This window comes from Mesorhizobium sp. P171375 (assembly GCF_057786075.1).
Genome location: NZ_JBYNWF010000001.1, coordinates 2,517,014 through 2,540,919 on the forward strand (window position 1 = coordinate 2,517,014; position 23,906 = coordinate 2,540,919).

General features: G+C 57.6%; 21 protein-coding genes, 1 tRNA gene and 4 pseudogenes. 8 read left to right on the plus strand and 18 right to left on the minus strand.

From position 1 onward, the window contains the following. Nucleotides 1-55 precede the first annotated feature (55 nt). Complete coding sequence (locus tag ACYHH6_RS11915) at nucleotides 56-406, minus strand: hypothetical protein (RefSeq protein ID WP_352591974.1); 351 nt, start codon at nucleotides 404-406, stop codon at nucleotides 56-58. A 36-nt stretch (nucleotides 407-442) separates the two neighbouring features. Between ACYHH6_RS11915 and ACYHH6_RS11920 the strand changes: the two genes are divergently transcribed. Together ACYHH6_RS11920 and ACYHH6_RS11925 are read left to right on the plus strand one after the other, a co-directional pair. Continuing rightward, complete coding sequence (locus tag ACYHH6_RS11920; RefSeq protein WP_352591977.1) at nucleotides 443-682, plus strand: hypothetical protein; 240 nt, start codon at nucleotides 443-445, stop codon at nucleotides 680-682. Nucleotides 683-1,784: 1,102 nt separating this feature from the next. After that, nucleotides 1,785-1,973 carry a hypothetical protein gene (locus ACYHH6_RS11925; protein WP_352591980.1) on the plus strand — a complete coding sequence of 63 codons (189 nt, stop codon included), beginning with the start codon at nucleotides 1,785-1,787 and terminating at the stop codon, nucleotides 1,971-1,973. An 851-nt stretch (nucleotides 1,974-2,824) separates the two neighbouring features. Here ACYHH6_RS11925 and ACYHH6_RS11930 read toward each other — a convergent pair. Next, nucleotides 2,825-3,082, minus strand: a complete 258-nt coding sequence (locus ACYHH6_RS11930) for a DUF6894 family protein (RefSeq protein ID WP_352591983.1) — start codon at nucleotides 3,080-3,082, stop codon at nucleotides 2,825-2,827. A gap of 1 nt (nucleotide 3,083) precedes the next feature. Next, nucleotides 3,084-3,809: a Crp/Fnr family transcriptional regulator gene (locus tag ACYHH6_RS11935; protein ID WP_352591986.1), complete on the minus strand. Its 726-nt coding sequence runs from the start codon at nucleotides 3,807-3,809 to the stop codon at nucleotides 3,084-3,086. A 1,190-nt stretch (nucleotides 3,810-4,999) separates the two neighbouring features. Here ACYHH6_RS11935 and ACYHH6_RS11940 point away from each other — a divergent pair. Continuing rightward, a complete protein-coding gene (locus ACYHH6_RS11940) occupies nucleotides 5,000-5,176 on the plus strand; it encodes a hypothetical protein (protein ID WP_352591989.1) in 177 nt (58 codons plus the stop codon). Nucleotides 5,177-5,301: 125 nt separating this feature from the next. Continuing rightward, nucleotides 5,302-5,529 (plus strand): hypothetical protein, encoded by a 228-nt coding sequence (locus tag ACYHH6_RS11945; protein WP_352591992.1) that lies wholly within the window; start codon nucleotides 5,302-5,304, stop codon nucleotides 5,527-5,529. Nucleotides 5,530-5,740: 211 nt separating this feature from the next. Here the strand turns inward: ACYHH6_RS11945 and ACYHH6_RS11950 are convergent, their stop codons facing one another. Continuing rightward, complete coding sequence (locus tag ACYHH6_RS11950) at nucleotides 5,741-5,977, minus strand: hypothetical protein (protein WP_352591995.1); 237 nt, start codon at nucleotides 5,975-5,977, stop codon at nucleotides 5,741-5,743. A 599-nt stretch (nucleotides 5,978-6,576) separates the two neighbouring features. Here ACYHH6_RS11950 and ACYHH6_RS11955 point away from each other — a divergent pair. Together ACYHH6_RS11955 and ACYHH6_RS11960 are read left to right on the plus strand one after the other, a co-directional pair. Next, a complete protein-coding gene (locus tag ACYHH6_RS11955; protein WP_352591997.1) occupies nucleotides 6,577-6,780 on the plus strand; it encodes a hypothetical protein in 204 nt (67 codons plus the stop codon). A 139-nt stretch (nucleotides 6,781-6,919) separates the two neighbouring features. Next, nucleotides 6,920-7,342: a hypothetical protein gene (locus tag ACYHH6_RS11960; RefSeq protein ID WP_488500432.1), complete on the plus strand. Its 423-nt coding sequence runs from the start codon at nucleotides 6,920-6,922 to the stop codon at nucleotides 7,340-7,342. Here ACYHH6_RS11960 and ACYHH6_RS11965 read toward each other — a convergent pair. The 11 genes and pseudogenes from ACYHH6_RS11965 to ACYHH6_RS12015 form a co-directional block, all read right to left on the minus strand. Further along, nucleotides 7,339-7,890 carry a hypothetical protein gene (locus tag ACYHH6_RS11965; RefSeq protein WP_352592003.1) on the minus strand — a complete coding sequence of 184 codons (552 nt, stop codon included), beginning with the start codon at nucleotides 7,888-7,890 and terminating at the stop codon, nucleotides 7,339-7,341. The genes ACYHH6_RS11960 and ACYHH6_RS11965 overlap by 4 nt on opposite strands. A 20-nt stretch (nucleotides 7,891-7,910) precedes the next feature. Beyond that, nucleotides 7,911-8,155, minus strand: a pseudogene (locus ACYHH6_RS11970) (Ros/MucR family transcriptional regulator); the annotation flags it as partial. Nucleotides 8,156-8,265: 110 nt separating this feature from the next. Further along, the gene (locus ACYHH6_RS11975) at nucleotides 8,266-8,574 is read right to left on the minus strand and encodes a LysE family translocator (protein WP_352592006.1); all 309 of its coding nucleotides are present in this window, start codon (nucleotides 8,572-8,574) and stop codon (nucleotides 8,266-8,268) included. 1,299 nt (nucleotides 8,575-9,873) lie between these two features. Further along, complete coding sequence (locus ACYHH6_RS11980; protein WP_352592077.1) at nucleotides 9,874-11,535, minus strand: DNA polymerase/3'-5' exonuclease PolX; 1,662 nt, start codon at nucleotides 11,533-11,535, stop codon at nucleotides 9,874-9,876. Nucleotides 11,536-11,642: 107 nt separating this feature from the next. After that, nucleotides 11,643-12,338, minus strand: coding sequence for a non-homologous end-joining DNA ligase (gene ligD, locus ACYHH6_RS11985; protein WP_352592008.1), 696 nt, complete (start codon nucleotides 12,336-12,338; stop codon nucleotides 11,643-11,645). Beyond that, complete coding sequence (gene ligD, locus ACYHH6_RS11990) at nucleotides 12,221-12,661, minus strand: non-homologous end-joining DNA ligase LigD (protein WP_352592011.1); 441 nt, start codon at nucleotides 12,659-12,661, stop codon at nucleotides 12,221-12,223. The genes ligD (ACYHH6_RS11985) and ligD (ACYHH6_RS11990) overlap by 118 nt, the downstream gene beginning before the upstream one ends. A gap of 18 nt (nucleotides 12,662-12,679) precedes the next feature. Further along, nucleotides 12,680-12,910 carry a hypothetical protein gene (locus ACYHH6_RS11995; RefSeq protein WP_352592014.1) on the minus strand — a complete coding sequence of 77 codons (231 nt, stop codon included), beginning with the start codon at nucleotides 12,908-12,910 and terminating at the stop codon, nucleotides 12,680-12,682. A gap of 2,026 nt (nucleotides 12,911-14,936) precedes the next feature. Then, a tRNA-Gly gene (locus ACYHH6_RS12000) sits at nucleotides 14,937-15,012 on the minus strand. A gap of 820 nt (nucleotides 15,013-15,832) precedes the next feature. Next, a complete protein-coding gene (locus tag ACYHH6_RS12005) occupies nucleotides 15,833-16,057 on the minus strand; it encodes a helix-turn-helix domain-containing protein (RefSeq protein ID WP_352592020.1) in 225 nt (74 codons plus the stop codon). A gap of 792 nt (nucleotides 16,058-16,849) precedes the next feature. Then, a pseudogene (locus ACYHH6_RS12010) lies at nucleotides 16,850-17,488 on the minus strand (IS30 family transposase); the annotation flags it as partial. A 28-nt stretch (nucleotides 17,489-17,516) separates the two neighbouring features. Continuing rightward, complete coding sequence (locus ACYHH6_RS12015; RefSeq protein WP_352592023.1) at nucleotides 17,517-18,722, minus strand: pilus assembly protein TadG-related protein; 1,206 nt, start codon at nucleotides 18,720-18,722, stop codon at nucleotides 17,517-17,519. Nucleotides 18,723-18,980: 258 nt separating this feature from the next. Between ACYHH6_RS12015 and ACYHH6_RS12020 the strand changes: the two genes are divergently transcribed. Together ACYHH6_RS12020 and ACYHH6_RS12025 are read left to right on the plus strand one after the other, a co-directional pair. After that, nucleotides 18,981-19,763 carry a cupin-like domain-containing protein gene (locus tag ACYHH6_RS12020; RefSeq protein WP_352592026.1) on the plus strand — a complete coding sequence of 261 codons (783 nt, stop codon included), beginning with the start codon at nucleotides 18,981-18,983 and terminating at the stop codon, nucleotides 19,761-19,763. A gap of 498 nt (nucleotides 19,764-20,261) precedes the next feature. Continuing rightward, nucleotides 20,262-21,252, plus strand: a pseudogene (locus ACYHH6_RS12025) (IS481 family transposase). Nucleotides 21,253-21,293: 41 nt separating this feature from the next. On the opposite strand, the gene ACYHH6_RS12030 reads toward ACYHH6_RS12025, so the two are convergent. The 3 genes and pseudogenes from ACYHH6_RS12030 to ACYHH6_RS12040 form a co-directional block, all read right to left on the minus strand. Further along, nucleotides 21,294-22,175: an alpha/beta hydrolase gene (locus ACYHH6_RS12030; protein WP_352592029.1), complete on the minus strand. Its 882-nt coding sequence runs from the start codon at nucleotides 22,173-22,175 to the stop codon at nucleotides 21,294-21,296. Between the two features lie 193 nt (nucleotides 22,176-22,368). After that, nucleotides 22,369-23,505, minus strand: a complete 1,137-nt coding sequence (locus tag ACYHH6_RS12035; protein ID WP_352592083.1) for a CapA family protein — start codon at nucleotides 23,503-23,505, stop codon at nucleotides 22,369-22,371. A gap of 90 nt (nucleotides 23,506-23,595) precedes the next feature. After that, nucleotides 23,596-23,709, minus strand: a pseudogene (locus ACYHH6_RS12040) (IS66 family transposase); the annotation flags it as partial. Nucleotides 23,710-23,906: the final 197 nt, after the last annotated feature.

The following is a 23,906-nucleotide window of genomic DNA, read 5'->3' on the forward strand; positions in this document are numbered from 1 at the left end:
CGACGTCCCGGCCGGGGTCGAGCGAGCACGGATGACGGCGCGCCAAGCCGATAATCTATTGCTTTTTTGTCACAAGCTGACGCACCAGGGCCAACGCTTGGCGTTTGCAACCGCTGCTCACCATCCATCCAAGAACTTCCAGCGGATTTTCAAGAACGGCGTTCTTTGGAAACGTTTTGATTTCGATCGACGCCGATGTCTTGTTGGTCTCCACGACAACAGATCTCACCTCGGGAGGAATAGGGTCTGGAAGAGAGTACGTGGGCTTGCCGGCGCTCCATATGCCGTTGAGCGGCTCACTGTTGCCGATGCGAATCGAGAAGACCGCACTGTGAGCTATGCCCTCGCGCGCCAGAACCACTTTACCGTCGCGGACGCACCCAGGGGCGGATTCTTCGATGGACATAGTTGTCGTCTTTCTTCGGCAAGGAGATCAGTCGCGATGGGCATCGAGGGCATGGTTTCGAAGCGGCGCGACAGCAAATACCGTAGTGGCCGGTCGACTGCCTGGCTGAAGATCGAGAGCTACATGGTGGAAGAATACGACCTTCTCGGGGTCGAGCGAGAGCCAGGTAAGCCGGCGTTCGCCCTCATGGCGGACCGCGCAACCGGACGATATGTCGGCTCGGCCTTCATCAACGCGCGGGGCGCAATTCGAGACGCCTATGGAAGCGTGTCCTAGAGCACGCCGGACCGGCGCCGGCATGAAGCGGCCAGCGACGCAATGGGTCAAGCCGGGGCTTGTCGGCCGTGTGAAGCACCTGCGAGGGGAAGAGGACTTGCGGCATGCCTCGCTGCAGGACTTTCGGATTGAAGGGGAATGACCAGCGTCTGGGTCGCATACTGTTTCGCCGGCATCGTGGTGGCAGCGGTGGTGCTATGGTCGATGAACTTGTAGCGGGCGCTATACGTCCCGGCGGGGCTCTCCGAGAGCTTGGAGAGATTATCATTTCCATTCCCAGATTCTAGATCGAAACCGGAAATCTGTGAATCCCCTGTTTGTTATTATGCCTTAGCGGTCCGTTTTTGAAAGTCGACGAGACCTGACGGACTCGAGCAATTTGTGTTCATTGGTATGAGCATTTCGAAAAATCCCCACGACTATCGACGCTATTATTTGAGTTTCTCGGCTTAAAGGATCGAGGTGTTCCTCTGCGCAAGCCTGATCGAATACGCGTTGGCAAATGGCCATATCGTGAGGGCTAAGACAGGTGCGATTGAAACGCTGGTCCATAACGCGAACCCTGGTCGACTGAACCAGAACAACGCACGGTCGTTACGCGATGTTCCCGAATGCGAAGATTGGTTAATTCTGTACAAAGTAGGCGACTAAAGCCGCATTGGAAGCCGACGGACCAAACCGCCTTGACGGAACATTAGCGATATCTAACAGTGGTGCGTGCGGCAGGTGGTGCCCTCCATCGCCTGCCGAAGATCGGGCCTCCGATCGGCCCGCGTTTTCCGCAAGAGGCGCGGGCTTTCGAGTTCCCTCGACAGCCGCACAACCTTGTCCAAGCTTAACCCAAAAAGCCGACGCGGCATTGCCCGGTGAGACAACAGTGAAACCCGCGTCGGCACTGCGGCAATGGGGAGCCGCCCCGCCAAGCTAGCGCTCGCCAGAAGTCGGGCAAGAATGGCTCGTGGCTTGGTAAAAAACGTACAGTGGAATCCCGTTGAATTGCCTAATTCGATAGGATTATGAATCTTATCGTCACCGACTGAGTTATAGGGCATCGGTGATTGAGAGTTCTTTTGCGCTCCCGCCCTTGATGGGAGTTGGCATCATGGATCAACCAGGTAATCGGGTATCGGTGTTTGACTGCGACATCCTACGCGGCGCCTTCATAAAATGCGTCATCGAAAAGAACATTCCCGAAGACCAATGGCGGGCAGAGGCAGCGCTTTTGATCAGCGACTTCACCGATTGCGATGACCTCGATCCCGACTTGCTGGAATGGATCGTGCGAAAGTAATTCCGTTGGGGATCGGAAAGGCCCCGGCGCAGGGTTGGCGCGCTGGGGCCTTGAGCCGTGTACGAGCTATTTGGCAGATCACGCCGAAGCGCTAAAATTGTACGGAAATAACCAAGACGGAGGCAACCGGAACAATCGTCTGGCAGCCAACGTTTATTGCGCTGGCCGGATGTCCGGTAGCACCCCCGGATTCCCCCCGGCCGTATCCTGGCCCGCTGCTTCGAACACCGGGGCAGCGGGCTTTTCATTTGGTGGTGGGGAAAATCCCAAGTGAGCCACAGGCTCGGCGCCGTTCACGAGGCCGCCCGGGGCGATCTGGACAAGGACATCTACTCGCCTTGGCGGGGCACGGCACTGAACGGCCACCTGCAGAGAAGACGGTGCGTCGCCCGGGATCGGCTACACAGAGAGGATTAAAGTCAGGGCTAGTGTTGCCACTTCAATCCCTGCGCGGCGACGAAGACCTGCTCCACTCCTCCCGGCAGGATTTTCGTAAGGGCTAGCTTTGCGCCAGCCACCGTTCCGGTCGATGAATCGCATGGCGGCCACCAACAGATCGGATTCCTCGATGAATCCGAGCTGAAATAATACCAGCACTGCGTTCGCGGTTAACTCGGCTTCCTTGGTTGCCCGCGCGACCCTCGCTTAGCACAAATTTGATCAAAGACGCCTTGACAGATCGCAAGGTCGGCGGGGCAAAACACTGAGAGATCGAGCCGCGTCAGCATCAACACCCTCCCCTCCGGATGGCCGGATTTTGCTACTCAATGGATGTAATTACTGCCGGCGGGGAAAGTCAATAAATGGTAGGAAACCGTACCTTTCGGGTTGCTCGATCGCCTTAAACCACGCTAGGCCGATCCAAATCCAGGCTCTGGAACTACCTCGTCGAAAGGCATTACGAGTACGGTTCTGCCACCCTCATCGGTGATCTCAAAACTGCAATCGAACCAGCTGCGGATTGTGTCCATGCGGGTGCCGAAGACAAGATCCCGCGCAATGTCAAGCGCATGGCCGTGCAAGGCCGCTTCGTTTGAAAGTTCGTCGCCTTCGGGGTCAGATATCAGTCGGCCGCGGTAGCGAATATTCATGAAGTAGCGCACGTCCACCTCAACTGCCTCGCTTGATCGGGAACTGGAACACGTTGGAGTATTCCTTCTCCGCAAAGCCATAGGACTGGCCAGCGAGCTGTTCCAGCTTCTGGCGGTCGCGCACCGTGATGTGACCGCGCGTGGCCCCGATAGCACCGACGCCCTCTAGCATCTGCACCGCGATTGTGACGCCTGGACGACGCGAGCCCAGCATAATGCTCATGAATTCATGCGTGACAGGCATGTCGTCGTGCTCCAGCCGGTCATGCGTCATCAGCAGCCAGCGCGCCAGCCGCTCCTCGATGGAGTAGCCGGCGTTGGCATAGGCGGTCTGGCTGACCTGTACGATGAAGGTGTGCACGAAGCGAAGAAGCAGAGCCCGCAAAGTGGGGCTATGCTCCATCGCGGCCTTTAGCTCGCCGGCCCCAATGCGGAGTGCTTCGCCCGGAGCCTGCACCATGCAGGTATGAGGCGTGCGGTCTATGCCGAGCAAGAGAGCTATGCCCACGAGGCCCTCCGATCCAACCATGCCGACCTCGAACCGTCCTTCCGCAGTGTCGGCGACGATTGAGGCAATCCCACGTTCGGGGAAAGTGACATGGGTGATCCTTTGATCTGCTCTGAACAGATGTTGGCGCAATTCAAATGTGACGGTTTCCAAATGCGGCTGCACCAGCGCAAAATCGTCAGGCGACAGAGATGCCAGCAGGCGATTGCGAATAACTGATTGCTGAAGCTGAGCCATGCTCTCCGCTCCCGGTTGGGGCAAGAGCACATGCATCATCTCTCAGCCGCTTGCGCCCTTATAGTCGGCAAGCGATGGTCTAAATATCCGCCTAAGGCTGACCGTGAGCAATAGGGTACGGGTTTGGGTACGACATCGTACAGTTGGAAGGGAACGGAATCGGGTGTTTCGAATTGACCACACGTGGCGCCAACTGACCCTGCATCAGTGGATCTCACTGTGCTGCAATCTAAGCGAACATACCGTCTCAGACCATGCTCAAGTCGAGGAACTCGCCGTCTTGGACGCTTGGCGATTTGAGAATCGAATGTCGAGCCGGTCTGACGCAGTGCGGGAGTTGCTCCGGCGAGGTCTGGCGGCGAAGGGACATGATGTAGATCGAGGTGCACGTTCAGTCGATTTCGGAGTTCTCGATCCGCCCGGCGACGAGATGACGGTGACGGCGTACTGCCACACCCCGCATGCCATCATAAGCAGGAGCTCGACCTCAAATCCCTTCGCGATCGCTTCGGCCCTGACGCATCGGCCATGGAATGGGATATTCGCCCCAAGCTTCGCTGCAAGAAATGTGACGGGAACAACGTTGGCTTGATCTATACGCCCGACACCAGCCCAACCGGTTACGGCAAGGCAAGGGCAGCTAACCGGCCAGCGCTATTCCAGGCCAACGCCTAGGCCGATGGCGAGGCCCATGAACAACTTGCCGCCATGTCGAGGGCGAAGGCGCGGACAGGGCGCCAAGCGTCTATACGGGGCGCTCTGAGGGCGTTGGCGATATCATCGAAAATCGCTTCCATTCGGCGAACATAGAATCCCCCCTTTTTATTTCAAGGCTTGTCATCAGCGGTGTTTTCCGCTCCTGACGGGCTCATGCATCCGGAACGCAAATGATCGTCAAAGGTTTTTGCTGACGGCAGGCGGAGTTCTCTCAAATTTCGTCTGCCGCAGGTCCAGCCCAAAAGCGGGATCGGCCTGCCGCTGCCGTGAATGGCCCGGCGGGTTTCCGAGCAGTCAAGGATTAGCGGAACCAAATTTGCTGCCGCAAATTTTTCTCCCATGAACGAACTGCCGAATCGTAAGACACTTGTACCCGACCCTCGGCCAAGGCGGGAGGCGAGCAAGGGGGCATTGGTAGCGGCAGCGTCGCTGTTTCTTGTCTCCTTCGTTCTACTCGCATTTTGGTTCCTTCAATGAGCAAGAAGGCAAAACAGAGCCGAGAAGAACCAATCGACAGCGAATGGGTGGTCGAGGCTGATTACTACGCCCGCAGATGTGGCCCTACTCATGATGAGGCCTTGAAGCTTATCAAAGATGCCATCCCTCCAAAGCCCGTCGCCCATGTGGCAGGCAAGGGTAAGGATCGCTAAACGCTACCCTGGAATTGACTCGATAATCGCGCAATAGCGCGTATTCTATCTTCGTCGGCGCTCGTGAGGGGCATCGCCGCTTGGGAGACTAACTGCACTCTCGCCCATTTTGAGGGAGGGTAGAGATGCTGCGCATCCCGCAAAGTCGGTTCCTAGGCCCGGACGCTTTGGCGACCTGTCAGCGCGTGTTCAACTGGATATGCGCCGATGCTAAGTTAGAACGCAGATCGGTAGACGGTGAGGCCTTGGCGTCCGCTGTGCTGGCAAATTTTGAACAAGGCATCGTTGACGAAAAGGAATTGCTAGCTGCAGTCCATGCGAGCCGTGACGACTTCACGCATCTACCCAACTGACCCAGCCGTAAGTGGCCTAACCGGTCCTGTCCCGTTCCACTGGATGAACGGGGCCAGCGCTGCACAGGGAACGTGCCATGACCAGCGTGTGGGTCGCGTTCTTTTTCGTCTGGCATCGTGGTGGCTGGTGGTAATGTGGTCGATGAGGTTGTAGAGCAAGCCTCTCACGGCCCGCCAACCAAGGCGGGCCGTCATACGTCGCAGGGAATTGCTAGATCAGCAACCAATCCGAAATGTGAGTTGGCAGGCTCGCGTGATCGATGCCAGCAAGGCCGGCATCAGGTAGGTCAAAGGTTGCATGGGGAGCAAAATGCTCGCCCGGGCCTTTGGAATTAACGACCGCAGAGGGGAACAGCGTATCGATATCGAACGAACCCGGTGGGGCATGGTCTTGGGCTTGTGTCGGCAGGTGATCTAGCGCTGGAAAGATTGCTGGCTTACCGGACATAGTGATCCTCCATTGGGCGTCCCTCGCGCTGAGGAAATTACGGGTATATTAGCAATTGCGCAATTAAGAATTTCGTTGATGGCGGCGCAACCGGATAGCGTTGGATTGGCACCGCTGGCCGTCCTAAAGGAAAATTATCAGGCCAATCGCCAGCCGGGCCTTTTTAGCTAGCTTTAATATTCCATTTACCGTCAGCATGCAGCTGCGGCCTAGTTACAGTACCGCGCTCGCAGGCAACAGCCCGTCGCTCAACTGGACACTGGGGTGCGGCAGGCTTTTTTCTTTTCCGGAACCATTTCGGCGCATGTGGGCTCATCTGTGGGAAGCATCTGCGGGCAGAGGAAGACCTGCGGCACGCTTCGCTTCAGGATTTCCGGGAAGAGGATTAGCATGCCTATCAGACGAAAAGCCGTGGATGCCGGCATTTTTGATCCTGACGAATTGGCCTTGCTGGGGCGAGTTTTCGCGCAGATGAAAACCCATGACAAATCAGCCGATTCTCAGAGCAGACTGGCCGCTCGGATAATAGCCAATTTTATGGCTGGGTCGTTGACGCGGAGCTGATTACTCTTTCAAGGCAACCTCTGGGCCGCCAATCGATGTCAAAAGGCTGGACGCTGCAATCGCTGATCGATGATAAGATGAAGGTTACGGCTTACTGCCACAACCCGGCCTGTCACTATAACCAGGAACTCGACCTTGCGAAGCTCCGCGACCGGTTCGGCTCGGATGCGCCGGCAATGGAGTGGGATATAGACCCAAGCTTCGTTGTAAGAAATGCAACGGCAACAATGTTGGCCTGATCTACACGCCAGACAGCAGACCGAGCGCCTACGGCTTAGCCAAGGGTGGATGATAGATGGCAAGCGCCAAGTAGATGCATACCTGCTAACATGAACCGTCTCGCAAATTCACGCGTGACCAAACATCTGGGAGGATGCGATGAAAACCATAAATCGCAGGTCTGCAATTGCGCTCGGTGTGACGGCAGCCGCCGTAGCGCCTTTGTTCACCTTGGCGGCATCTGCGAAGGCCAAGGAATACGGCCCGACGGAAGGCAAGGAGATTGCCCCAGGCGTCAGGGTCGTGGAGGTCGGCACGGGAAACTCCGACATTCCTGCCTACAAGAGCATTTCAATCGTAGACGTCGTGTTTCAGCCCGGAGCGCACGCTCCCGCGATGATGATGGACAATGACATGGTCTGCACGATTACCGCTGGTGCTTTCACGATCAAGAAAGCGGACAAGGAATTCAAGCTCGAGGAAGGCGGCATATACACGTGCACCAAGGGCAAGACCGACGAGGCCACGAATACAAGCAAGGTAGTCGGCATACATCGTATCGCCGTCTTGATACCTGCCTAGAACCATACTCCTTCCCCGTTCGGGCAAATCGAGTCCGACCGGGGCTCTACTACGCTCCCGACCGCGTGATTTTGGGCTTTAACTGCCACCTGCTTTGCTGAATTGACCGTGCCGTCGTCTTTACGAACTTCCACCGCCACGATACCGGACTTTCGATTTGGAAAAGTCGCGAGGGTATGGTCCCGCGCGGCCTTCTCTGCGTCGAAAGGCACCTTTTCAACGATTCCATGTTTCCCGTACCAGATCACCGTGTAGGCCACTGCTCCTATCCCCTTGCGCACGCATCCTTGCAGATAGTCCAACAGCTCAGCGGGTGCTGCCAGCATTTTCATAGCGGCATGCAGGGCCGCAGTCACCGCAGTCAGATGGTGCTCTGGCTTACCGTTGTCGTCGGCAGATATTGCTGCGGCGACATAGTGCGAGAATGCATCTCGTTGCCAGCAACCGCAAGGTGGCCGGCGCCGCTCGCTGGAGTTTGCCTTGAATGGTGCCGGCCAAGCGGAAAGGTCCGCCGCTTCACCGGCATCTGAGACTTTACGTTGCGTCATCTATGGGTACGAACAGAGAACTAAGCCGACTTACCCTTCCGCTTAGAAGGCGCCTTAGTCGTCGGCGCCTTGCGCCCAAGACCGCTAGCTTTTGCCATTGCAGATCGCGCAACCGAATAGCTCGGGGCGACCATGGGGTAGTCGTGGGGCAATCCCCACCTCGCGCGGTAGTCGTCAGGCGTCATGCCAAGTAGCCGAGATGGCGCTTCATCGACCTGAATTTCCGGCCGTCTTCCAGACTGATAATGTAGTCCGGAAACACTGCTACGCTTTTCTGCCAAAACATGAATGAGGGGTGTCGCATTATCCAGCCGCCGATGGCTCCCGAACTGACTGCGTAGGCCCCGAGGACAAAGGCGCCGGTCATCTTCTGGGTCACCCCAGGAGCAGCATCTGCAAAGTCACAGAGCCCGCCGCGGGATCCACAAACTGCGGAAGAAAGGCCACCATAAATGTGATTGGCCAGGGATTGGCGAGATTAGCAATCATCCCTTCGCGTGCCGCAGCTAACGGATCGGCAGCGTCCTGCTTTGGAGGACTGGAATTCGACGGGGATGCGAAGACAAGTTTCAGCCCGAACCAGATGAGATAGCCTGCTCCGCCCCACTGCAGGAGCGTGAACGCGAATGGCGAGGTTCGGAACAACGACGATATGCCGAAAGCGAGGAGTGGGAGCTGGATCAAACCCGCCCAGAACGGTCATCCCGACCACCGTAAAAATAGCAACACGCCGCCCTTGGCCGATGCCCCTCGCCATCACCAGCATACTGTCCGGGCCTGGCGGCAACTGCATCGCCACGGCCGTTCCGACGAAAGCCATCCACATCGTTGGGTTCAAGGAAGCAGCCTTCCGGCGTTCATGTCGTCCCTCGACACGCCTTTATTGCAAAACACCCTCGTAGGCCTACGGATCGTAGGACAAGCCGCAGCCCGAATTGGCTTGCCTGCTGCCAAAACGCGTAAATTGCGATGTTCACGCCACAAGCGCAAAGAATGGTCTCCGATCCTTGCTGACCGGGAAGGCCCGGCGTGCAAATCCTGTGTCATCAAGATAAGCGGGTCGGGGTGCATAAGTTCCTGGCCTGGAACCATTGCCTGAGTTGCTGGAGGGATGATGGCGCAGGCCTGGAAGGGTCGCGAGGTTGGTCCTTGCTTTTCAGGCTTGACCATGATGTTCGCTACCGCTCGGTCATCGCGCGCATCCAAGAGCACAGCCGCTGGCGGCAACAATGAGTTGCGGACGAGGTCGGGCCGCGGAGGACGACGCCCCTCGGCCGCCACGCCGCTGAAGGACGAGCCGAAGTGGCGCTTCGGGCGCAACAGCGACCTCCTTGGAGGTCGGCAATGTCCGTTTATGGAGCTACGGCGGCAAGGCCTCTATGACCGGAATCAGGCGCGAACCAGCCGCTCGCCCGCTACAGCGCCTGTTAATGGCGCACGGCTGCTTGCTGGTAATTGGTCCCGATAGCAGACAGGGGGGTCGCGGCCTAAAAAGCCGCCAGGCGGCATCGGGTCTGATATCGCACTTTGAGATCAACTCTGCCGTTGTTAGCCGAAGGTGCAAGCGGCCCCACTAACAATCGCGGTTGCGCCTTTAGGGCATCATGGTTGCTGGCGGATTAGAACTCATATTGGCTTTGCGATCGGCTCATCGCGCCGACGATCGGGCGCCGCTTGAAAGATGGTCGCCTGCAGAGCGCCGGGACGAAAACGGTGAAACTTCGCGGCGGGCAAGGAACATCACCTTTCACGTGTTCGACCGCGATTGGTTACGGCCTGGCGCGAACAGGACGCAGCGACAGTTGCGAGAATAGGCGGCGAGGCGCGGGAAGGCCGCTATGAAACGTGTTCTAAGAAGCGGTCGCGGAACTGCTGCTTCAGCTGGCTATGGCCCCAATAAGAACTCGCACTCCAGTTTGCGCGGCTGGGAATATTTTAAAAAGGAGGGTCTCCTGCGCTGATAGGCCGGGCCGCACAAGCAGGTTAGGACGTTTGCCTGCGCCGTGCGAGATGCGCAAGGAGAGCCGTCAAACGCATCGCATTCAGGACCCGCTTCGCAGGGACACCGCCCTTGCGCGCCATCTCGACACCCCAATGCATGTGGTCGAGCTCGCGTATCGAATGAGCGTCCGGATTGATGCTGAAGATGCAGCCCTGATCAAGTGCCGTTTGATGCCAGCGCCAATCGAGGTCGAGGCGCCAAGGATGTGCGTTGATTTCGACAGCGACGCCGTGTTTCGCACACGCTTTGAGGACTTTGTCGACGTCGAGATCATAACCGGGACGGCGCAACAGCTGGCGACCGGTCATGTGCCCGATGATTGTCGTCCGAGGATTTCCGATCGCTTCAATGATACGCTCCGTCTGCTCCTTCTTGGGCAACTTGAAGCGGCTGTGCACGCTCGCGACGACGAAATCGAACTGCTCCAAGATATCATTCGGGTAATCGAGCGAACCATCCGCCAGGATGTCCGCCTCGATGCCCTTCAAAATGCGAAATTTTCCATTGTATTCCTTGTTCAGCCGGTCAGCTTCGCGGTGCTGTTCAGCAATCTCCTGCAGCGAAAGGCCGCCTGCGTAGTGAGCGGACTGCGAATGATCGGCGACACCATAGTATTCGAAACCGCGCATGCGGGTAGCTTCAGCCATTGCCTCAAGCGTTTCGGTGCCATCCGATGCGGTCGTGTGAGAATGCAGAATGCCATGCAGATCTTCATCCCGGACGAGGGCGGGTAGCTTCTGCTTTGCCGCTCGCTCAATCTCGCCCCTGCCTTCGCGCAATTCAGGCTCGATGAACTGTAAGCCTAGCGCTTGGTAGATTTCTTCTTCTGTGGCTGACGCGATCAGATTTCTCCCGCGATGAAGCCCGTCGGCGTTTAGACTGAAACCCTTCTTGGCCGCGAACGTCTTCAGTTGCTCGAGGTGGTCTGCCGAACCGGTTGCTTCGAGCAGGCTCGCGCCAAAGTGCTTCCTGTCCGTGACAACAAGCCTCAGGGTCGTATCCTCGCTACCAGCCGACTTTCTGCCCTGCGCTACCAGGGCGAGGTCGGAAACGAGTTCGCAACCTCGCCGGAAGTCGCCTGCGATTTCGACGCGCGAAAACTCTGGATGCTCTTGCTTCACCGATATGACCGCATGTTCGAGAAGCGCGGCGGCCTTGTGCAGGTGAAGTTGTGTTTCGCCGCTTCGCACGATGGCCAAGTTCTGCAGGAGTTTTGCCTGAAGCGCGGCGCCGAGGCCTTTCACTGGGCGTATGCGGTCTTCTCTTGCTGCGGCCTCGAGCTCCGCCAGCGAGTTCACGCCGAGCGCCTGATGAAGCTTGAGTATCTTATCGGGACGAAGCCCGGGTATGGCAAACAGCTCCATCACGCCCTCTGGAACATCCTCGCGCAGTTTCTCAAGGCTCGGGTGCGTGCCGGTTTGGTAAAGCTTGGTCACGATGTCTGCGATCGCGTCGCCGATCCCCGGGATCTTGGTGAGGGCGCCGGCGGCGATGATCCGATCAAGCGGCTGCGACAGCGCCGTCAGACTGTCTGCCACGCGCAAGTATGCCTTTGTGCGATAGGGATTGTCGCCGCGCATAGACGCCCGTTGCGCGTATTCCCTCAAAAGATTGGCGACGGTCCTCGGATCGATTTTTGCCATGGCTTCAGCCAAACGAGGTTGATCTCCGCAGGTTCCAATCAGGCAAGGCCATGAGTGCCGCGTTGCCCTTTGAATGCTGGCTTTGCTGCCTCTTCCCGCGCCAGACGCTACAGATGGGGCAAGGATTGGTCAGCGCGACCCCATCCCGCCAGAGCTTTGGAGGCTGCGCGTTTCTTTAATTCAGGAGCATCGCCCACGTGGAAATGTGAGGGCGCATCTATTGTCTTCATCTCCGCCCACGTGATCGGTGCCGCGACAAGAGCGCCCGGACGTGATCTTGCGCTGTAGGGCATTATTGCGGTCGCCCCGCGCTGATTGCGTAGATAGTCCACAAAGATGCGACCCTTGCGGCGCGCCTTTGACAACACGGCCGTGAAATGGGCCGGATCGGTCTGGGCGACCGCCTGCGCCACGCGAGACGCGAAGTCCTTCACCTCTGGCCACTCGGCGTCAGGAGTGAGGGGCGCGATGACGTGCACTCCTTTGCCTCCCGTCAGCATCGGAAAAGTCGTGAGCCCGAGCGATTTAAGGATGGCGCGGAACTGAAAGGCAGCGGCGCGGACGGCCTCAAAATCGAGGCCTTCATCGGGGTCGAGGTCGAACACGAGGCGGTCGGCCTTTTCGACATCCTCGATCCGAGACCCCCATCCATGCAGCTCAATCGTTCCCATCTGGACGCAAGTCATCAGTCCGTCGGCATCGTCGACATAGAGATATGGTTCCTCGTGCCCGTCCTTCTCCGTGATGCCGACGTGGTGGACTTTGTCGCCAAAGCCGCCGGCATCGTGTTTTTGGAAGAGCACTTCTTCGCGCGGCCCTGTGGGCACCGAACCAGACCGATCGGCCGGCCGCCAACCCAAGGAAGCATGATCGCCGCGACCGCTGCGTAATGGTCGGCGAGCTGTCCCTTGGTGATGTTGGACTCCGGATAGATGACGCGGTCACGGTTGCTTGTGGCTATGGCGGTCGTCGCAGACGCCGCGAGGTCGCTTGCATGACGTTCCGTCTCGAGCAGGACCGCCTCCGGTTTCTTGTCTTCGCGGAGACCAAGATAGCTCGGATGTCGTAACGTCCCTTCATTTGCGCGGATTGCCAGGGCGCAAGAACGAGTAACTCCGCCCTGCATTGCGTCAGATGTGAAATCCTATGCAGCGCAGCGCCTGGCGGCAATCCGGGCGGCTTCAAGCAATTCCTCGCGACATGAGGCGCGGTCTTTGTAGGCTGCGATCACTGCGCGCGCGATCATTTCGGCGTCCTCTTCGTCAAGCTCCGCTTCGCTGGACTGCAAAATTTCCCGAACCACACCTCTCAAGAGAGCCAGTTCAATGGCTGGAAAGACGCCCATATGCGGCGCAAGTGCGCACTTCACCGCCATCTGAATTTCCTCCCGCCGTCACGATATCAAACACGCGAGAGGTTACAACTAAAGTATAAGGCCGAGGGCTTCGGACGTCGTTCGGCACCCGAACACCCCCCGCGACAGGTTCCTTCCTACTGCTGCGCCTCGACGATGAAGCGGCCCGCTGGAACAGATCCGGAGCGCTTGGGCAAAATCGGGCGTGGCGGGGGTGAAATCGACGCATTGAGGGCAGGGAAGGGCGCATTTCCTACCCCATTAATACCCTCGCGGGTAAACTGGCTACTTTTGCCTTCTATCATCCGTCGCGCGCCAGTTTGAAGTGCGCGACAGGGTTCGCATTTCCAATCCCACAGCAGAATGTCGCCATCAATTGCGCGACTGCGTTAAACTCTGGCATTCAAATTATTGAGAAATTTAGCGACTGCTAAAATAAGAGCCCGATCCACCGGCCGCGGAAAACGATGCCGACCATCTCGTGCTGCCGGTAGCGCCGCGGCGGCGAGCGCGCGCTGGCGAGACTGCTAGCGGCCCAGCGGTTAAGCCGGGGGGCTTGGGGGTTTTGACTACCGGGCCTAACCGGCGAAGGAGAGGGTGCCGGCTGGCAAGGGATCATTCGCCGATATAACGTGTTGTAGAATGGGGCTCCCTACGTTCCAGAAACGTGCAAGACACGTTCTTACATTAGGGAGCCCTAAACAAACGCGACGTCGTCTGGCGATGCTCCAGGCAACCGCGCCGCCGGCCACCAGCAGTCCGCCGCGTGCCCCCACGCGACGGACCTCTGATGGAGGCGGCTACATCCCTTAAGGAATCGACCGCTTGTAGTTGTATTGTGAACTGCCGTGATCGCATTAGCCTATGGTGTGATCGCGGAAGCCCGAGATCGGCGACCAAGGGCGGGTCGAGAAGATCACGCCGACTAGTGTCGCGGCCTGTCCGGTGGGAGGGGCACCTTCGAAGGCAGAGAAAGTTCTGACGTGCTGCTGGTCTTAGGCTGCGCGTCCGTCGTCTGCGTCGGCGCCGGCGAGACAATCTGGTGGCCTCCCAAAAGCAGCATTGTGACGTAGCCCACGATCGAGCCGACGGTCGCGAATAGAAGCATCGTGGCGATGAAGAGACCGCGCCGTCTCGGTCACGACTGTGGGAGGTCCCCTGGTGCTTCGGTGCTCGTGGATATGGGCTCGTCATGCTGCGGCAAAAAAGGGGCAGGATCAGGATCGGGGAAGTTACGATCCAGCGCGGCCTGCTTCCGACGCGTTTCTTCGTCAAACTGATATTTGCGTGCCCCACGCCAGTTTGCTTGGAACTCTTCCTTTGCCATCGTCCCCACTAACCGCCGCTGTCTATGCCGCCGCCCTTCCGTAGCCTCACCTGGGTCGAGCGTTATAAGGCCGAAGGGCGGGCCGGCATGGTCGACCGTTCCTCGCGGCCCTCCCATGCTTGTGAGCATGTCACAGGCCGATATTTTCGGCAGCGACTGGCCTCTAATTGCCGACCATCAAAAGAGCCGAAAGCGATGCTGTGGAAGCCATCCGCATCGCCCTCGAATCTGCCGGCGTCGAGTTCTTGTGGATGTTCATTCGGACCCTCCGGTGGATGCTGAAGCGTGGTAACTCCAGTCTCCTCGGTCCGGCGACATCGCTTTGAAATCTGCTTAGGCTACCCATAGCGACACCAGCACTTCCTGCGACTCGCCGCGTGAGCGCTGCCTTCCTAGATGGGCGCGGGAGCCCCTTGATCTGGTTTATTAGCGCCGGCTTAAATGATATGCTCGGTTGTCTTCATTAATAGACATCCTGGTGTTTGAGCCCGGCTTAGCTTCCGGGCCTTTTTCCTCGGCCGCGATATCCGACTGCCCGCTGCCCCACGGTGGCGAGCTTATCTTATGTGGCAGAAAAGTCACGCAGCTTGAATATGCAAAGCTTCAACCGCTGCGAGCTTTATTATCCGGCTAGACCGTCGTTCGGTGGGGCAAGAAGGGGACGACAGCCCCTGAGACTCCTCCCCAACTAACGCCCGCTGCCTCACGGCGGCGGGCTTTTGGTGCACTCGGCAGGGTTCGAACCTGCATCTACCCTGGGAAGGTCCCGCTCTGTCCTTGATTGAGCTACGAGCGCTAGCATTAGCAGGCTACAAGAACACGGTCGCTCGACATCATGCATTTGGAGGGGGTGATGATCTGCCACCACTGACGTTTCGACAAATGGCGAAAGTTTGGTGTCTCAGGCCCTCCGCCCGCTGCCTCCGATGGCGGCTTTTTGCTTGGGGCAAGCTTCTTACTTGAGCTTTTCAGCGGCGGCGTTTGCCTCTTCCCTGTTGCCCTTCGTTTCCGCGATTATTTTCAAGGCTAGCTCCTTTGTGATTGCGTGCTTCCGGGCGAAGTAGGTCACCTCGTAAGGCTCGCCAGCGGACACCCTTGCCCGATCTTACTTTCCCCGATTTGATTTGTTTCAGCCATTGCTCTCTCCCATGTCGCGTTCACGGACTTGCCGATAGTCTCAGGAAAGAATTGGCACAGCAATCGGCACCGGACGAGGGGGCAGGGAGGCGGGAACGTCGCGGGAACAATTGGCCAACCCGTGTTGCAGATGTTGCATGGACAGAAAGGGACGGGTCAGGACATGCCCGGAATACAAGGGTTTGCGGGTCATAGGACAGTATGGCGGCTGCAACACGGATCAGCCGCTATCATCTCGATTAAATGATGAATTTAGTAGAAAAATATTTGGTTGGGGTCGTGGAAGCTTTTCGAACTTTCTGGGGCGCCGCTCATAGCGAATAGTGCGTAGGGCAAATAGGGACGAGTGGGGTACTTGTGGAATTTCCTCTCGTCGTAATCTATCTTGTTGAAATGTATTACAAAAATCCCTATCTCCGAGAACGTGCGGAGCGGATACTGGGGGCGGTATTGGATGCTGCTTCCGTCACTAATCACGCTCACGCACCGCCGTCTATGCTGAATCGCTTTGACGCACGGCATGCCACTTTATTCTTTTGATCCCACGTCTCGAGTTCCTCAATTGGGTACAACACGGCTTTGCCAAGCTTGACGTACGCCGGTCCAATTCTTGCGGCCCGCCAATTTCGAAACGTTCCAAGCGAGATGCTGCCGCGATAGCGTTCTGACACTTCCTCAGCTGTCAAAAACTTCCTGTCGTCCATCAAGCTCTCCAAATGTCCGACGTCGGGAACATGTGAGCAGGCTCAAGCACGCTCCCAAACCCTGGATCATGCAGTTGCGCCATGAGTGGGTATGTGCGTCGAAAATAAAAGCTGCAAAGCGAGCGAGTAGAAGCAGCGGATATGGCTGGATAGAAATCGGATCAACTGCCAACAGAGTGTGCAAGTCGGTCGACCCGGGCCAACCGGAAAATGAGGAGTGCGATCTCCGGTCCCATCGCCTCGCCCCGCTCGTGCTTGGGATTGACGTCGGAGTCGGCGAATTGCGATGAGGCGATGCTTGTCGGCGAGCTTGAGTTAGCCAGGAAGGCTGAGCGGGGCCACCGCAAGAGACGCGAGGCGAATTACTCTCAACATTTCATCCCATGTCGTCATGTAGGAGTAACGGGATAATCAGAGGATTAACGCGGTAACTACGGCACGACTTGAAAGCCGAGTCCGTCTTGATCATCGCGAAGCGGTCCGATGACAGTATCAGGCGCTGGCGAGGTGCCTGAGACGTGTTCGCCGGCGATAGCCGCTGGCAGTGACCAGCTATTGGAGAGGCTCGGGGAGCGAAGGTGCCTGCCCAGAATCCGGTTTGGCTGGGGTTCCTGGAAGCATTTCGAACTTTCTGGGTCGCGCCTCAGCCCGAGTTGCGTGTGCTTATAGCGCAAGTTAGGACATTGGATCCGGCTTTGGGGAAAATTTGAGGAGACTTCGACTTTCTGGCGCGCGCTCACCCGGTTCTGCTGGTTAGCGCAAATCTCCGATAGTTCACGTGCTGAACGTCCGCTATGCGCCAGTACGTTCAACCGGCCATCGCAACACCTTCTGTAGCCTATCGGCCGGCGTTTCGAAGTCCAGGTTTTTCGGGGTCGCTGATTGAGCCGCAGGGCGACGGCGTTGAGTTGGTCCTGCGAGACATAGGACAGGTTGGTTTCTCTGGGGAAGTTCTGCCTCGGTTGCAACGGTGAAGCTCTTGTGCCGAGCCATCTCCTTGTTCTGGTTCCAGGTTAGCGAGCGCCGCAACTCTTCGGGCAATGTGCCGATCGTCTGGGCAAGGGCCGCCACGACGGTGGCCGAGTCCCTCCTCGCCACCTTTACAAGCATTGTGAACCGGCTGTGTCGCTCGACGAGGGTGGCGATGTTCGTGTCGTTCGCCCCGGTGAGCAGATCACCCTCCCAATGGCCAGGGATGGCACGATCCTCCGCCTCGGCGGGGCGCTCGCGGATGGAGATCATATCGAGTATTTGCACTTGCCCAGTCCGGCTCTGTGCGCCTTTGGCGAGCCGCATCTGTCGTTTGGTAGGCAAATGCGCTGTTAGTTCCTTCTTGAGAACCCCGCGCGACTGGATGAATAGACTGCGATAGATCGCTTCATGAGATATCCGCATGCTTGGATCGCCTGGGTACTCTCGCCTCAGCCAGCCCCCAGCCGCGAAGCTGGTGGTTGTTTCCTTATTGCAGTAGCGCGATCGCGGTGTCTCCGAGACCCTTTGGCGGAGTGCCGCTGTAGCCGTTCAGGTTGACGCTCGAATCTCCATTGTAAGAGAATTGCCAAGCAACAATCCACCCTAGGTCGGTAGACAACTTTTTGTCACTGGTCCCTTTCATCTTAAGGCGATGCACTGGTGAGTATATTGTTCCATTTATCGAATAATTCTTATTTGTCGCAAGCGATATGGTTGGTAATGCTGTCAGGATCGTGCGTGATCCGAAGATGGCAATGCCGGTATAAACGCCGCTCTTGGGAGCGGAAAGTTCCATGGCGCCGTTCCCACCTGCCTGTATGATACTGGACTTGGAATCGACGAATATGGTGACTTCCTTGCCTGTGATTTTCGCATTGTTGGTGATGCCGACTATCGCATTGTGAAAGTAGTGAACCCCTGGGGACAGCACAACTTTTCCACCAAAGTCGATGCTCCCGCAGAACACCCGCCCGGCCGGAATGGTGACATCCGAGAGTGTCTGATTACTGTAATCGCAACCGTCCGGCGGGACCGGTTCTGGTGTGCTGACAAGTGGGTCGGCGAGGGAGGGCTGGTTCGTCTTCGGGGAAACACTGTATCCGCCGCCTTGGTAATTGCCGACTACCGAGATTTTTGTCGCGGCGATTTTCCCGGGCCCGACGTGTCTCAGTGCTTTGGGGCTGGAAGAATTTACCTGGATGCCACAGTTTGGCACCGACACCTTTCCCAAGCCGATCACACTCAGCGCTCCGGTTGAATCTGGATCGAGAGCATAGATGCAGTATTCCGGGGGGGCCTTTCGTGCCTTTGCCGTGACGTGAAGGCTGATCGCCCGAATGCCGGCAAGATTCATAAAGTCGGTCGGCATTGCGGCGGTGATTTCAACGGCTGCCTCCCGCGACACGGGAGTGGGCGTTGTGATGTCGACTTGAACCACCGCGCCGACCGCAAAAGAGCCGTTGCCAAGCGCAAGGTTCTTGGCGGCCAGAACGGCTTCTTCGTCTTCTCCCTCGCTCTCTATAGCTGCCAGAGCGGCGGAATCGGCTAGTTCTTGCAGCCGGGATTTCCAAGTGACGGCATTGGTAAGGTCGACGCTCACGCCCAAGACCAAACACAGCGGTAGCGCCGCCAAGGCCGCTGCCACGGCAAAGTTTCCCCGCCTATCGAGCAGCAGGTCCTTCAGCTTTCGCATGAGTTGCCCTCGCAGAGAAGCAGCCTAAATCGAACTGTGTTTACATTTTACTAAATTAGAATAATCTAACTTAACTAACTCCCAGATGGTCGCAGGCTGCGCAATCTTTATACAAGCGGCCAGAGTTGGGCTGTGTCGCCAACCATGTTGAGACGGCACGGTTGCTCGTAACAGGAACTGCGAATGAACCTATATCCGCGGTAAGATTGGGGATGTCTGCAAAGGATATGCCTGACGGTTATCTTAAAAGGGGGAACCATGGCCAGACAAGTAGCCGTTGCCAAACTCGCTGAAACAGCGCTGCCAAAGCTTAACATGAAGCCGATCGAGGAGATTGACAGCGGGCAAATCTCCACGGCGGTCCGGCAAAACCGGCCGTTTCTTGTTCGAGGCTGGGTTGCAGCCTCCGACGGTTGGGGACTGGATGACCCCAAATGGGCGGGACATACCGGGCAGGTCACGGTGGTTCCGGGGGACGATGCCACGGTTTCCACTGCATCCTATGTCTTGCGCAAGAGCGGGATGACACGCGAAATGACCTTTCGCGAGTTGTTCGATCGGATCCTAGGCCAGGGGAAATGGCAACCGCTGATCGACGCAAACGAGCGCTACTACATGTTTGGTGGGAAAGTCCCGAGCAGCCTTTTGGAAGCATTGCCTTGGCCAAGGGACCTGGAGTTCGCTGGTTCGTCTCCCTACGTCGCTTCCGAAGGCGTTACTGCCAAGGCGCATTATGATCATTGGTACGCATTCCTGGTGCAGCTGCACGGGACAAAAGCGGTAAAAATGTTCCCCCCTTGGGATTATAGTTTCATCTATCCGCAGCATGAAAAGGCGGCCGACAAGCCCCGACGAGCGCTTGTGGATCTGAATAATCCCGATTTTGACCGGTACCCGTTGTTGAAGCAACTGCATGGAGAGATTGCCGTACTGAATGCAGGTGACGTTTTGTATATGCCAGTCCATTGGTGGCACGAGGTCGAAACCGACGGATTTTCCGTCAGCATCAACCGGCGTTTGAGACGGAGTGCGCTGGACTGAGCCTGCGCTCTGCTTGTATTCGGTTATCACGTCCTGCAAGGCGCATACCGTGACGGCATCGAACCGATCCCCAGCGACGAAATCAAGACTCTGGCCAAGCATGCCTATGTTGAGTGGGAGAGCGAGACCGGCGAGACGCAATACGATCAATGGTGCGCATTCCTGGCGCAGTTGGGGCGGGACCAAGCAAAGGCGTTGCGGATCCCCGAAGATCTCGGCGTCGTCATGGCGCGGGGGTTTCAGACCGGGCAAGAGCTAACGAAGGCAGAGTTTGAGGCGCTCTCGCATCCCGCGGCTGGACAGTTTGCCGCATCGTAACCTCGGCGTTCATCCCTTCCGCAGGGCATTGTCGATGCTTGGTCAGAGTGCGCTCGGCTCGCCACGTCGGCCGCCTGCCCACTGACCGCACGGGAGACCGGGTTCTGAACTCGGATGTTCTAGATGTTTGATCCCAGGCTTTGATGGGGCATCCTTGTCCTCAGAATCAAGGGATTCGCTATGGGCCAGGTTCTTCATGGGAGCGCCACGACGACAGAGGCGGTCCGTCGAGCGATACAACATAGGCAAGAGAGCCTGAGGGCGCTGGCTAAACGTTACGGGATCAACCAGAAGACCGTTGCCAAATGGCGGGAGCGGACTTCGGTGGCTGATCTGCCGACCGGTCCAAGAGAGCCGAGATCGACGGTGCTCTCACCCGAGGAAGAGGCCGTCATCGTCGCCTTCCGGCGCTACACTCTGTTGCCGCTCGATGACTGCCTCTATGCCTTACAACTGACGATCCCGCAGCTGACGCGCTCGTCGCTCCATCGTTGCCTTCAACCGTCATGGCATTAGCCGCCTGCCGGACGTAGAAGGCGACAAGCCAGCGAAGAAGAAGTTCAAAAGCTACCCGATCGGCTACTTCCACATCGACGTTGCCGAGGTGCGCACCGAACAGGGCAAACTGCACATGTTCGTCGCTATCGATCGCACCTCGAAAGTTCCCCTTCGTCGAACTGCACGAGAAGGCGACCACCGCCATATCGAGAGACTTCCTGCTGCGCCTGATTGCTGCTCCCTACAAGGTACACACCGTGCTCACCGACAACGGCATCCAGTTCACGACGCCGGGAGCCGGCGGTTCAGCCGTGCCATTAATCAAAGAGGCCATCGCAAACGGCGAACGATTCTGGGCCCATGCCTTCGAATACGCTTGCGCCAGGAACGACATCGAGCACCGAACGACCAAGGCAGGCATCCGTGGACCAATGGCCAACTCGAGAGGATGAACCGGACCATCAAGGATGCGACCGTCAGGCGCTTCTAGTATGGGAGCCACGATCAACTCCGCCTGCACCTTGCCGACTTCATCTCGGCCTACAACTTCGGCCGCAGGCTCAAGACCCTCAAAGGTCTCATGCCCTATGAGTTCATTTGCAAGGCTTGGGGCGCGCAGCCCGAGCGCTTCAAGGTCGATCCGCTCCAGCAAATGCCGGGACTAAACATCTAGAGTCATCTACGGCTTGCCGGGCTGCAGGACCGCAAATTTCGCTATTTGAGTCCGAATGCGCTCGCTGCCTGATCCGAGCCCAACAGATCCCTTGCGGAATGCCCGACGCCCGGCAAGATTACAAGACGCCAGTTAAAGGGCCATCCGTTGGCGGCGGCGACAGCTTGCGCCAACTCGTATGTGTACTGCCCCCGCTCCAGGCGTGTCGCGCCCTGGCGCATAGCGGCAGCGCTTTCGTTTAGATCGGTATCGCCTGTATCGTCCTCTCCGAGATAGATCGTCAGCGGCAAAGCCAGATACGCTTTCATCTCTTGGGTGGCTTGATCCGGCGTATAGACGCATCCCGAGGAGACGCAGCCGAGTCCATAGGCTACGGCTTCCGCCAGCGAGGGCAAAACATATGAGGATGGGTTGGCAACCACCAATCTTTTCGCGTCGGCCAGGGCGAAGGCCGCTACACGAGACGTGAATTGGCCGCCGGCGGAGTGCCCGAAAAGGTAATACTGCGCGTTCGGCAGTCCCTCTCGCGTCCTTGCCCAGTTCACCAGGCCCTTCACGTACCAGACGGTCCATCGATCCCGCGGTTGAATAGCGCCGCTGTTGACGATGCCCCCCCGCTGATAGCTCCAGCTTGGGAACCTTTCCAAGTCAAAGAGCGGCGCCATAACGATCAGGCAGTTTCGATCAGCGAGAGACTGCGCATAATCCCTGTACGAAGACGCCGTTCGGCTTAGCCCATGGAAGACGAACAGGATCGCGGGATTGCTGCAGCTCTTGGGGTGGTAGGTATAGACCGTCAGCTTCGTCCCGTTGATGGTTGCTGTAGTCGTACCCTTGCCCACCTTCCAGGCAAGCACCGGACCTGAGTAAATCAGGCTGCAGGCCATCAGCGCCGCAGCCAGCAGACGGATTACAAATCGCACCTGCTCCTCCTCATGACGATTAGCATGTTGCCATATTTCATTAGAGTTTTCTAAACAAATCAAAACCACCGGGGCGGTAAAGACTTCGTTTCAGTCATAGGGACTTGCTGCTTATCGAAGGACGGCCTTCCCCGACCCGCTATGTCTGGTTGGAGAGAGACGACTTGGCTCCAACGAGGGCGGTCCGATCATCTCAGCGCGACGGGATAGACAATTTGAGGCATCTGTCCTGGACATCGGCTATTGCACCGCCCAGTCCAGGCGATAAATCGAGCAGCCGATCGATCGTCGCGCGGCCGGCCGCCCCTCCCATTATTTTTGGCTGGTAGTCGAGGCGAGGATCTCTGTTTTGAACGTAAACTGGAAAAATATCCAAATCTATCTGCCTCGCGCCAAAGTGGAAGCATGGCAAGATAGACTCGCCCTTGCTGTTTCCCGATCCAAAGGCGAAATTGCCGACACTGTATAATATCGGCCGAGCTTTATAGATCTCGACTGGCTGAAGGATATGTGGATGATGGCCGATGACCGCGTCTGCGCCCAGATCGATGAAAAGCTGTGCTTTCATGCGATCCTCCTCGGTAGGTTGGCGCTGGTATGGTACGCCCCAATGTACCATCACGGCGATCCGATCGACCAGCGGCCGCAGCCTTGCGAGGTCACGCTCGACCAGTTCCGTTAGATCTTGTGCTGAACCCGGGAGATCGCCATGCGCCGCCGTTCGGCGATTCCAGTAATAGCCGAGAAGTCCGACACGGATATCCGTCCCGTCAAAGATCGCGGGATCGTGCGCCACGCTCTGGTTTCTTCCGCCACCATACGGCCGAATATGGTGTTGCTCCAGGGTGTCCAGGGTCTCAATCACACCATCTCGACCACAATCCTGTATGTGGTTGTTTGCGATAGTCATCGCAGCAAAGCCGGCGCGGCGCAGGACCGAGGCAGACTTGGGATCGACCTTGTAAGAGTGGTTGCGCGTGGTTTCTTCCTTCTCGGAATCGGAGGAGAACGGCCCTTCGAGGTTTCCTGTAATCAGAGCGCAGCGGCTAAGGATCGGGCGGACCCAGGCGAAGCAATAGTCCGGCCCGAACCTGCGGATGCGGTGCCGCATCCGCATCCCCGTCATCACATCTCCGATCGCCGCCAAATGGTAATGAGTGCGGGTGGGTGAAGAGAGAGCCAGTTCAAGCTGGTCCGGGCAGATCAGATCGCCATCATCCGGAATTATGACCTCCGCAAACCTTTCGCGAATTTTGGCAACATGGCGCTGAACCTCTTCAGACCCATTGAGACGATAGGAGAGAGACAGAACCGAAGGTGCATTCAGCATGTTGGTCACAGGCGAACTAAAGCCTATCCCGCGCTTCTCAAAGATTTCCCGGATCAGCCTCTCGTAAAGGCCGCCAGACCTCACGCGGTCCTCATGAAGCAGGCATGAGGCAAAGCTGCGTGCCCAATCGGCAAGCGTGGAGGGATCGAGATCGATGCCCTGGCGGCTCATGATCTGGGCTTGCCGATAGAGCGGCAAATGGTCGGTAACCAATTGACGGATGGGAACCGATCCTTCCCGCCCTTGTTATCGGATCGAAGGGACATTGCCTTGTCATTAGGAGATGAAGGATGAAACGCCTTCTTATTGGTACTGCCATGATGGCTCTTTCCACCGGTCTCGCTCTCGCTGGGACGACGGGGACATCATCGAGTGGCTCCTCGACTACGGGTGGGTCCTCC

What these genes read in the sequence shown, in the direction of transcription:
- ACYHH6_RS11915 (WP_352591974.1), bottom strand. Translation starts at nt 406, where the DNA reads ATGTCCATCGAAGAATCCGCCCCTGGGTGCGTCCGCGACGGTAAAGTG.
- ACYHH6_RS11920 (WP_352591977.1), top strand. Translation starts at nt 443, where the DNA reads ATGGGCATCGAGGGCATGGTTTCGAAGCGGCGCGACAGCAAATACCGT.
- ACYHH6_RS11925 (WP_352591980.1), top strand. Translation starts at nt 1,785, where the DNA reads ATGGATCAACCAGGTAATCGGGTATCGGTGTTTGACTGCGACATCCTA.
- ACYHH6_RS11935 (WP_352591986.1), bottom strand. Translation starts at nt 3,809, where the DNA reads ATGGCTCAGCTTCAGCAATCAGTTATTCGCAATCGCCTGCTGGCATCT.
- ACYHH6_RS11940 (WP_352591989.1), top strand. Translation starts at nt 5,000, where the DNA reads ATGAGCAAGAAGGCAAAACAGAGCCGAGAAGAACCAATCGACAGCGAA.
- ACYHH6_RS11945 (WP_352591992.1), top strand. Translation starts at nt 5,302, where the DNA reads ATGCTGCGCATCCCGCAAAGTCGGTTCCTAGGCCCGGACGCTTTGGCG.
- ACYHH6_RS11950 (WP_352591995.1), bottom strand. Translation starts at nt 5,977, where the DNA reads ATGTCCGGTAAGCCAGCAATCTTTCCAGCGCTAGATCACCTGCCGACA.
- ACYHH6_RS11955 (WP_352591997.1), top strand. Translation starts at nt 6,577, where the DNA reads ATGTCAAAAGGCTGGACGCTGCAATCGCTGATCGATGATAAGATGAAG.
- ACYHH6_RS11960 (WP_488500432.1), top strand. Translation starts at nt 6,920, where the DNA reads ATGAAAACCATAAATCGCAGGTCTGCAATTGCGCTCGGTGTGACGGCA.
- ACYHH6_RS11965 (WP_352592003.1), bottom strand. Translation starts at nt 7,890, where the DNA reads ATGACGCAACGTAAAGTCTCAGATGCCGGTGAAGCGGCGGACCTTTCC.
- ACYHH6_RS11980 (WP_352592077.1), bottom strand. Translation starts at nt 11,535, where the DNA reads ATGGCAAAAATCGATCCGAGGACCGTCGCCAATCTTTTGAGGGAATAC.
- ligD (WP_352592011.1), bottom strand. Translation starts at nt 12,661, where the DNA reads ATGCAGGGCGGAGTTACTCGTTCTTGCGCCCTGGCAATCCGCGCAAAT.
- ACYHH6_RS11995 (WP_352592014.1), bottom strand. Translation starts at nt 12,910, where the DNA reads ATGGCGGTGAAGTGCGCACTTGCGCCGCATATGGGCGTCTTTCCAGCC.
- ACYHH6_RS12005 (WP_352592020.1), bottom strand. Translation starts at nt 16,057, where the DNA reads ATGGACGACAGGAAGTTTTTGACAGCTGAGGAAGTGTCAGAACGCTAT.
- ACYHH6_RS12015 (WP_352592023.1), bottom strand. Translation starts at nt 18,722, where the DNA reads ATGCGAAAGCTGAAGGACCTGCTGCTCGATAGGCGGGGAAACTTTGCC.
- ACYHH6_RS12020 (WP_352592026.1), top strand. Translation starts at nt 18,981, where the DNA reads ATGGCCAGACAAGTAGCCGTTGCCAAACTCGCTGAAACAGCGCTGCCA.
- ACYHH6_RS12035 (WP_352592083.1), bottom strand. Translation starts at nt 23,505, where the DNA reads ATGCTGAATGCACCTTCGGTTCTGTCTCTCTCCTATCGTCTCAATGGG.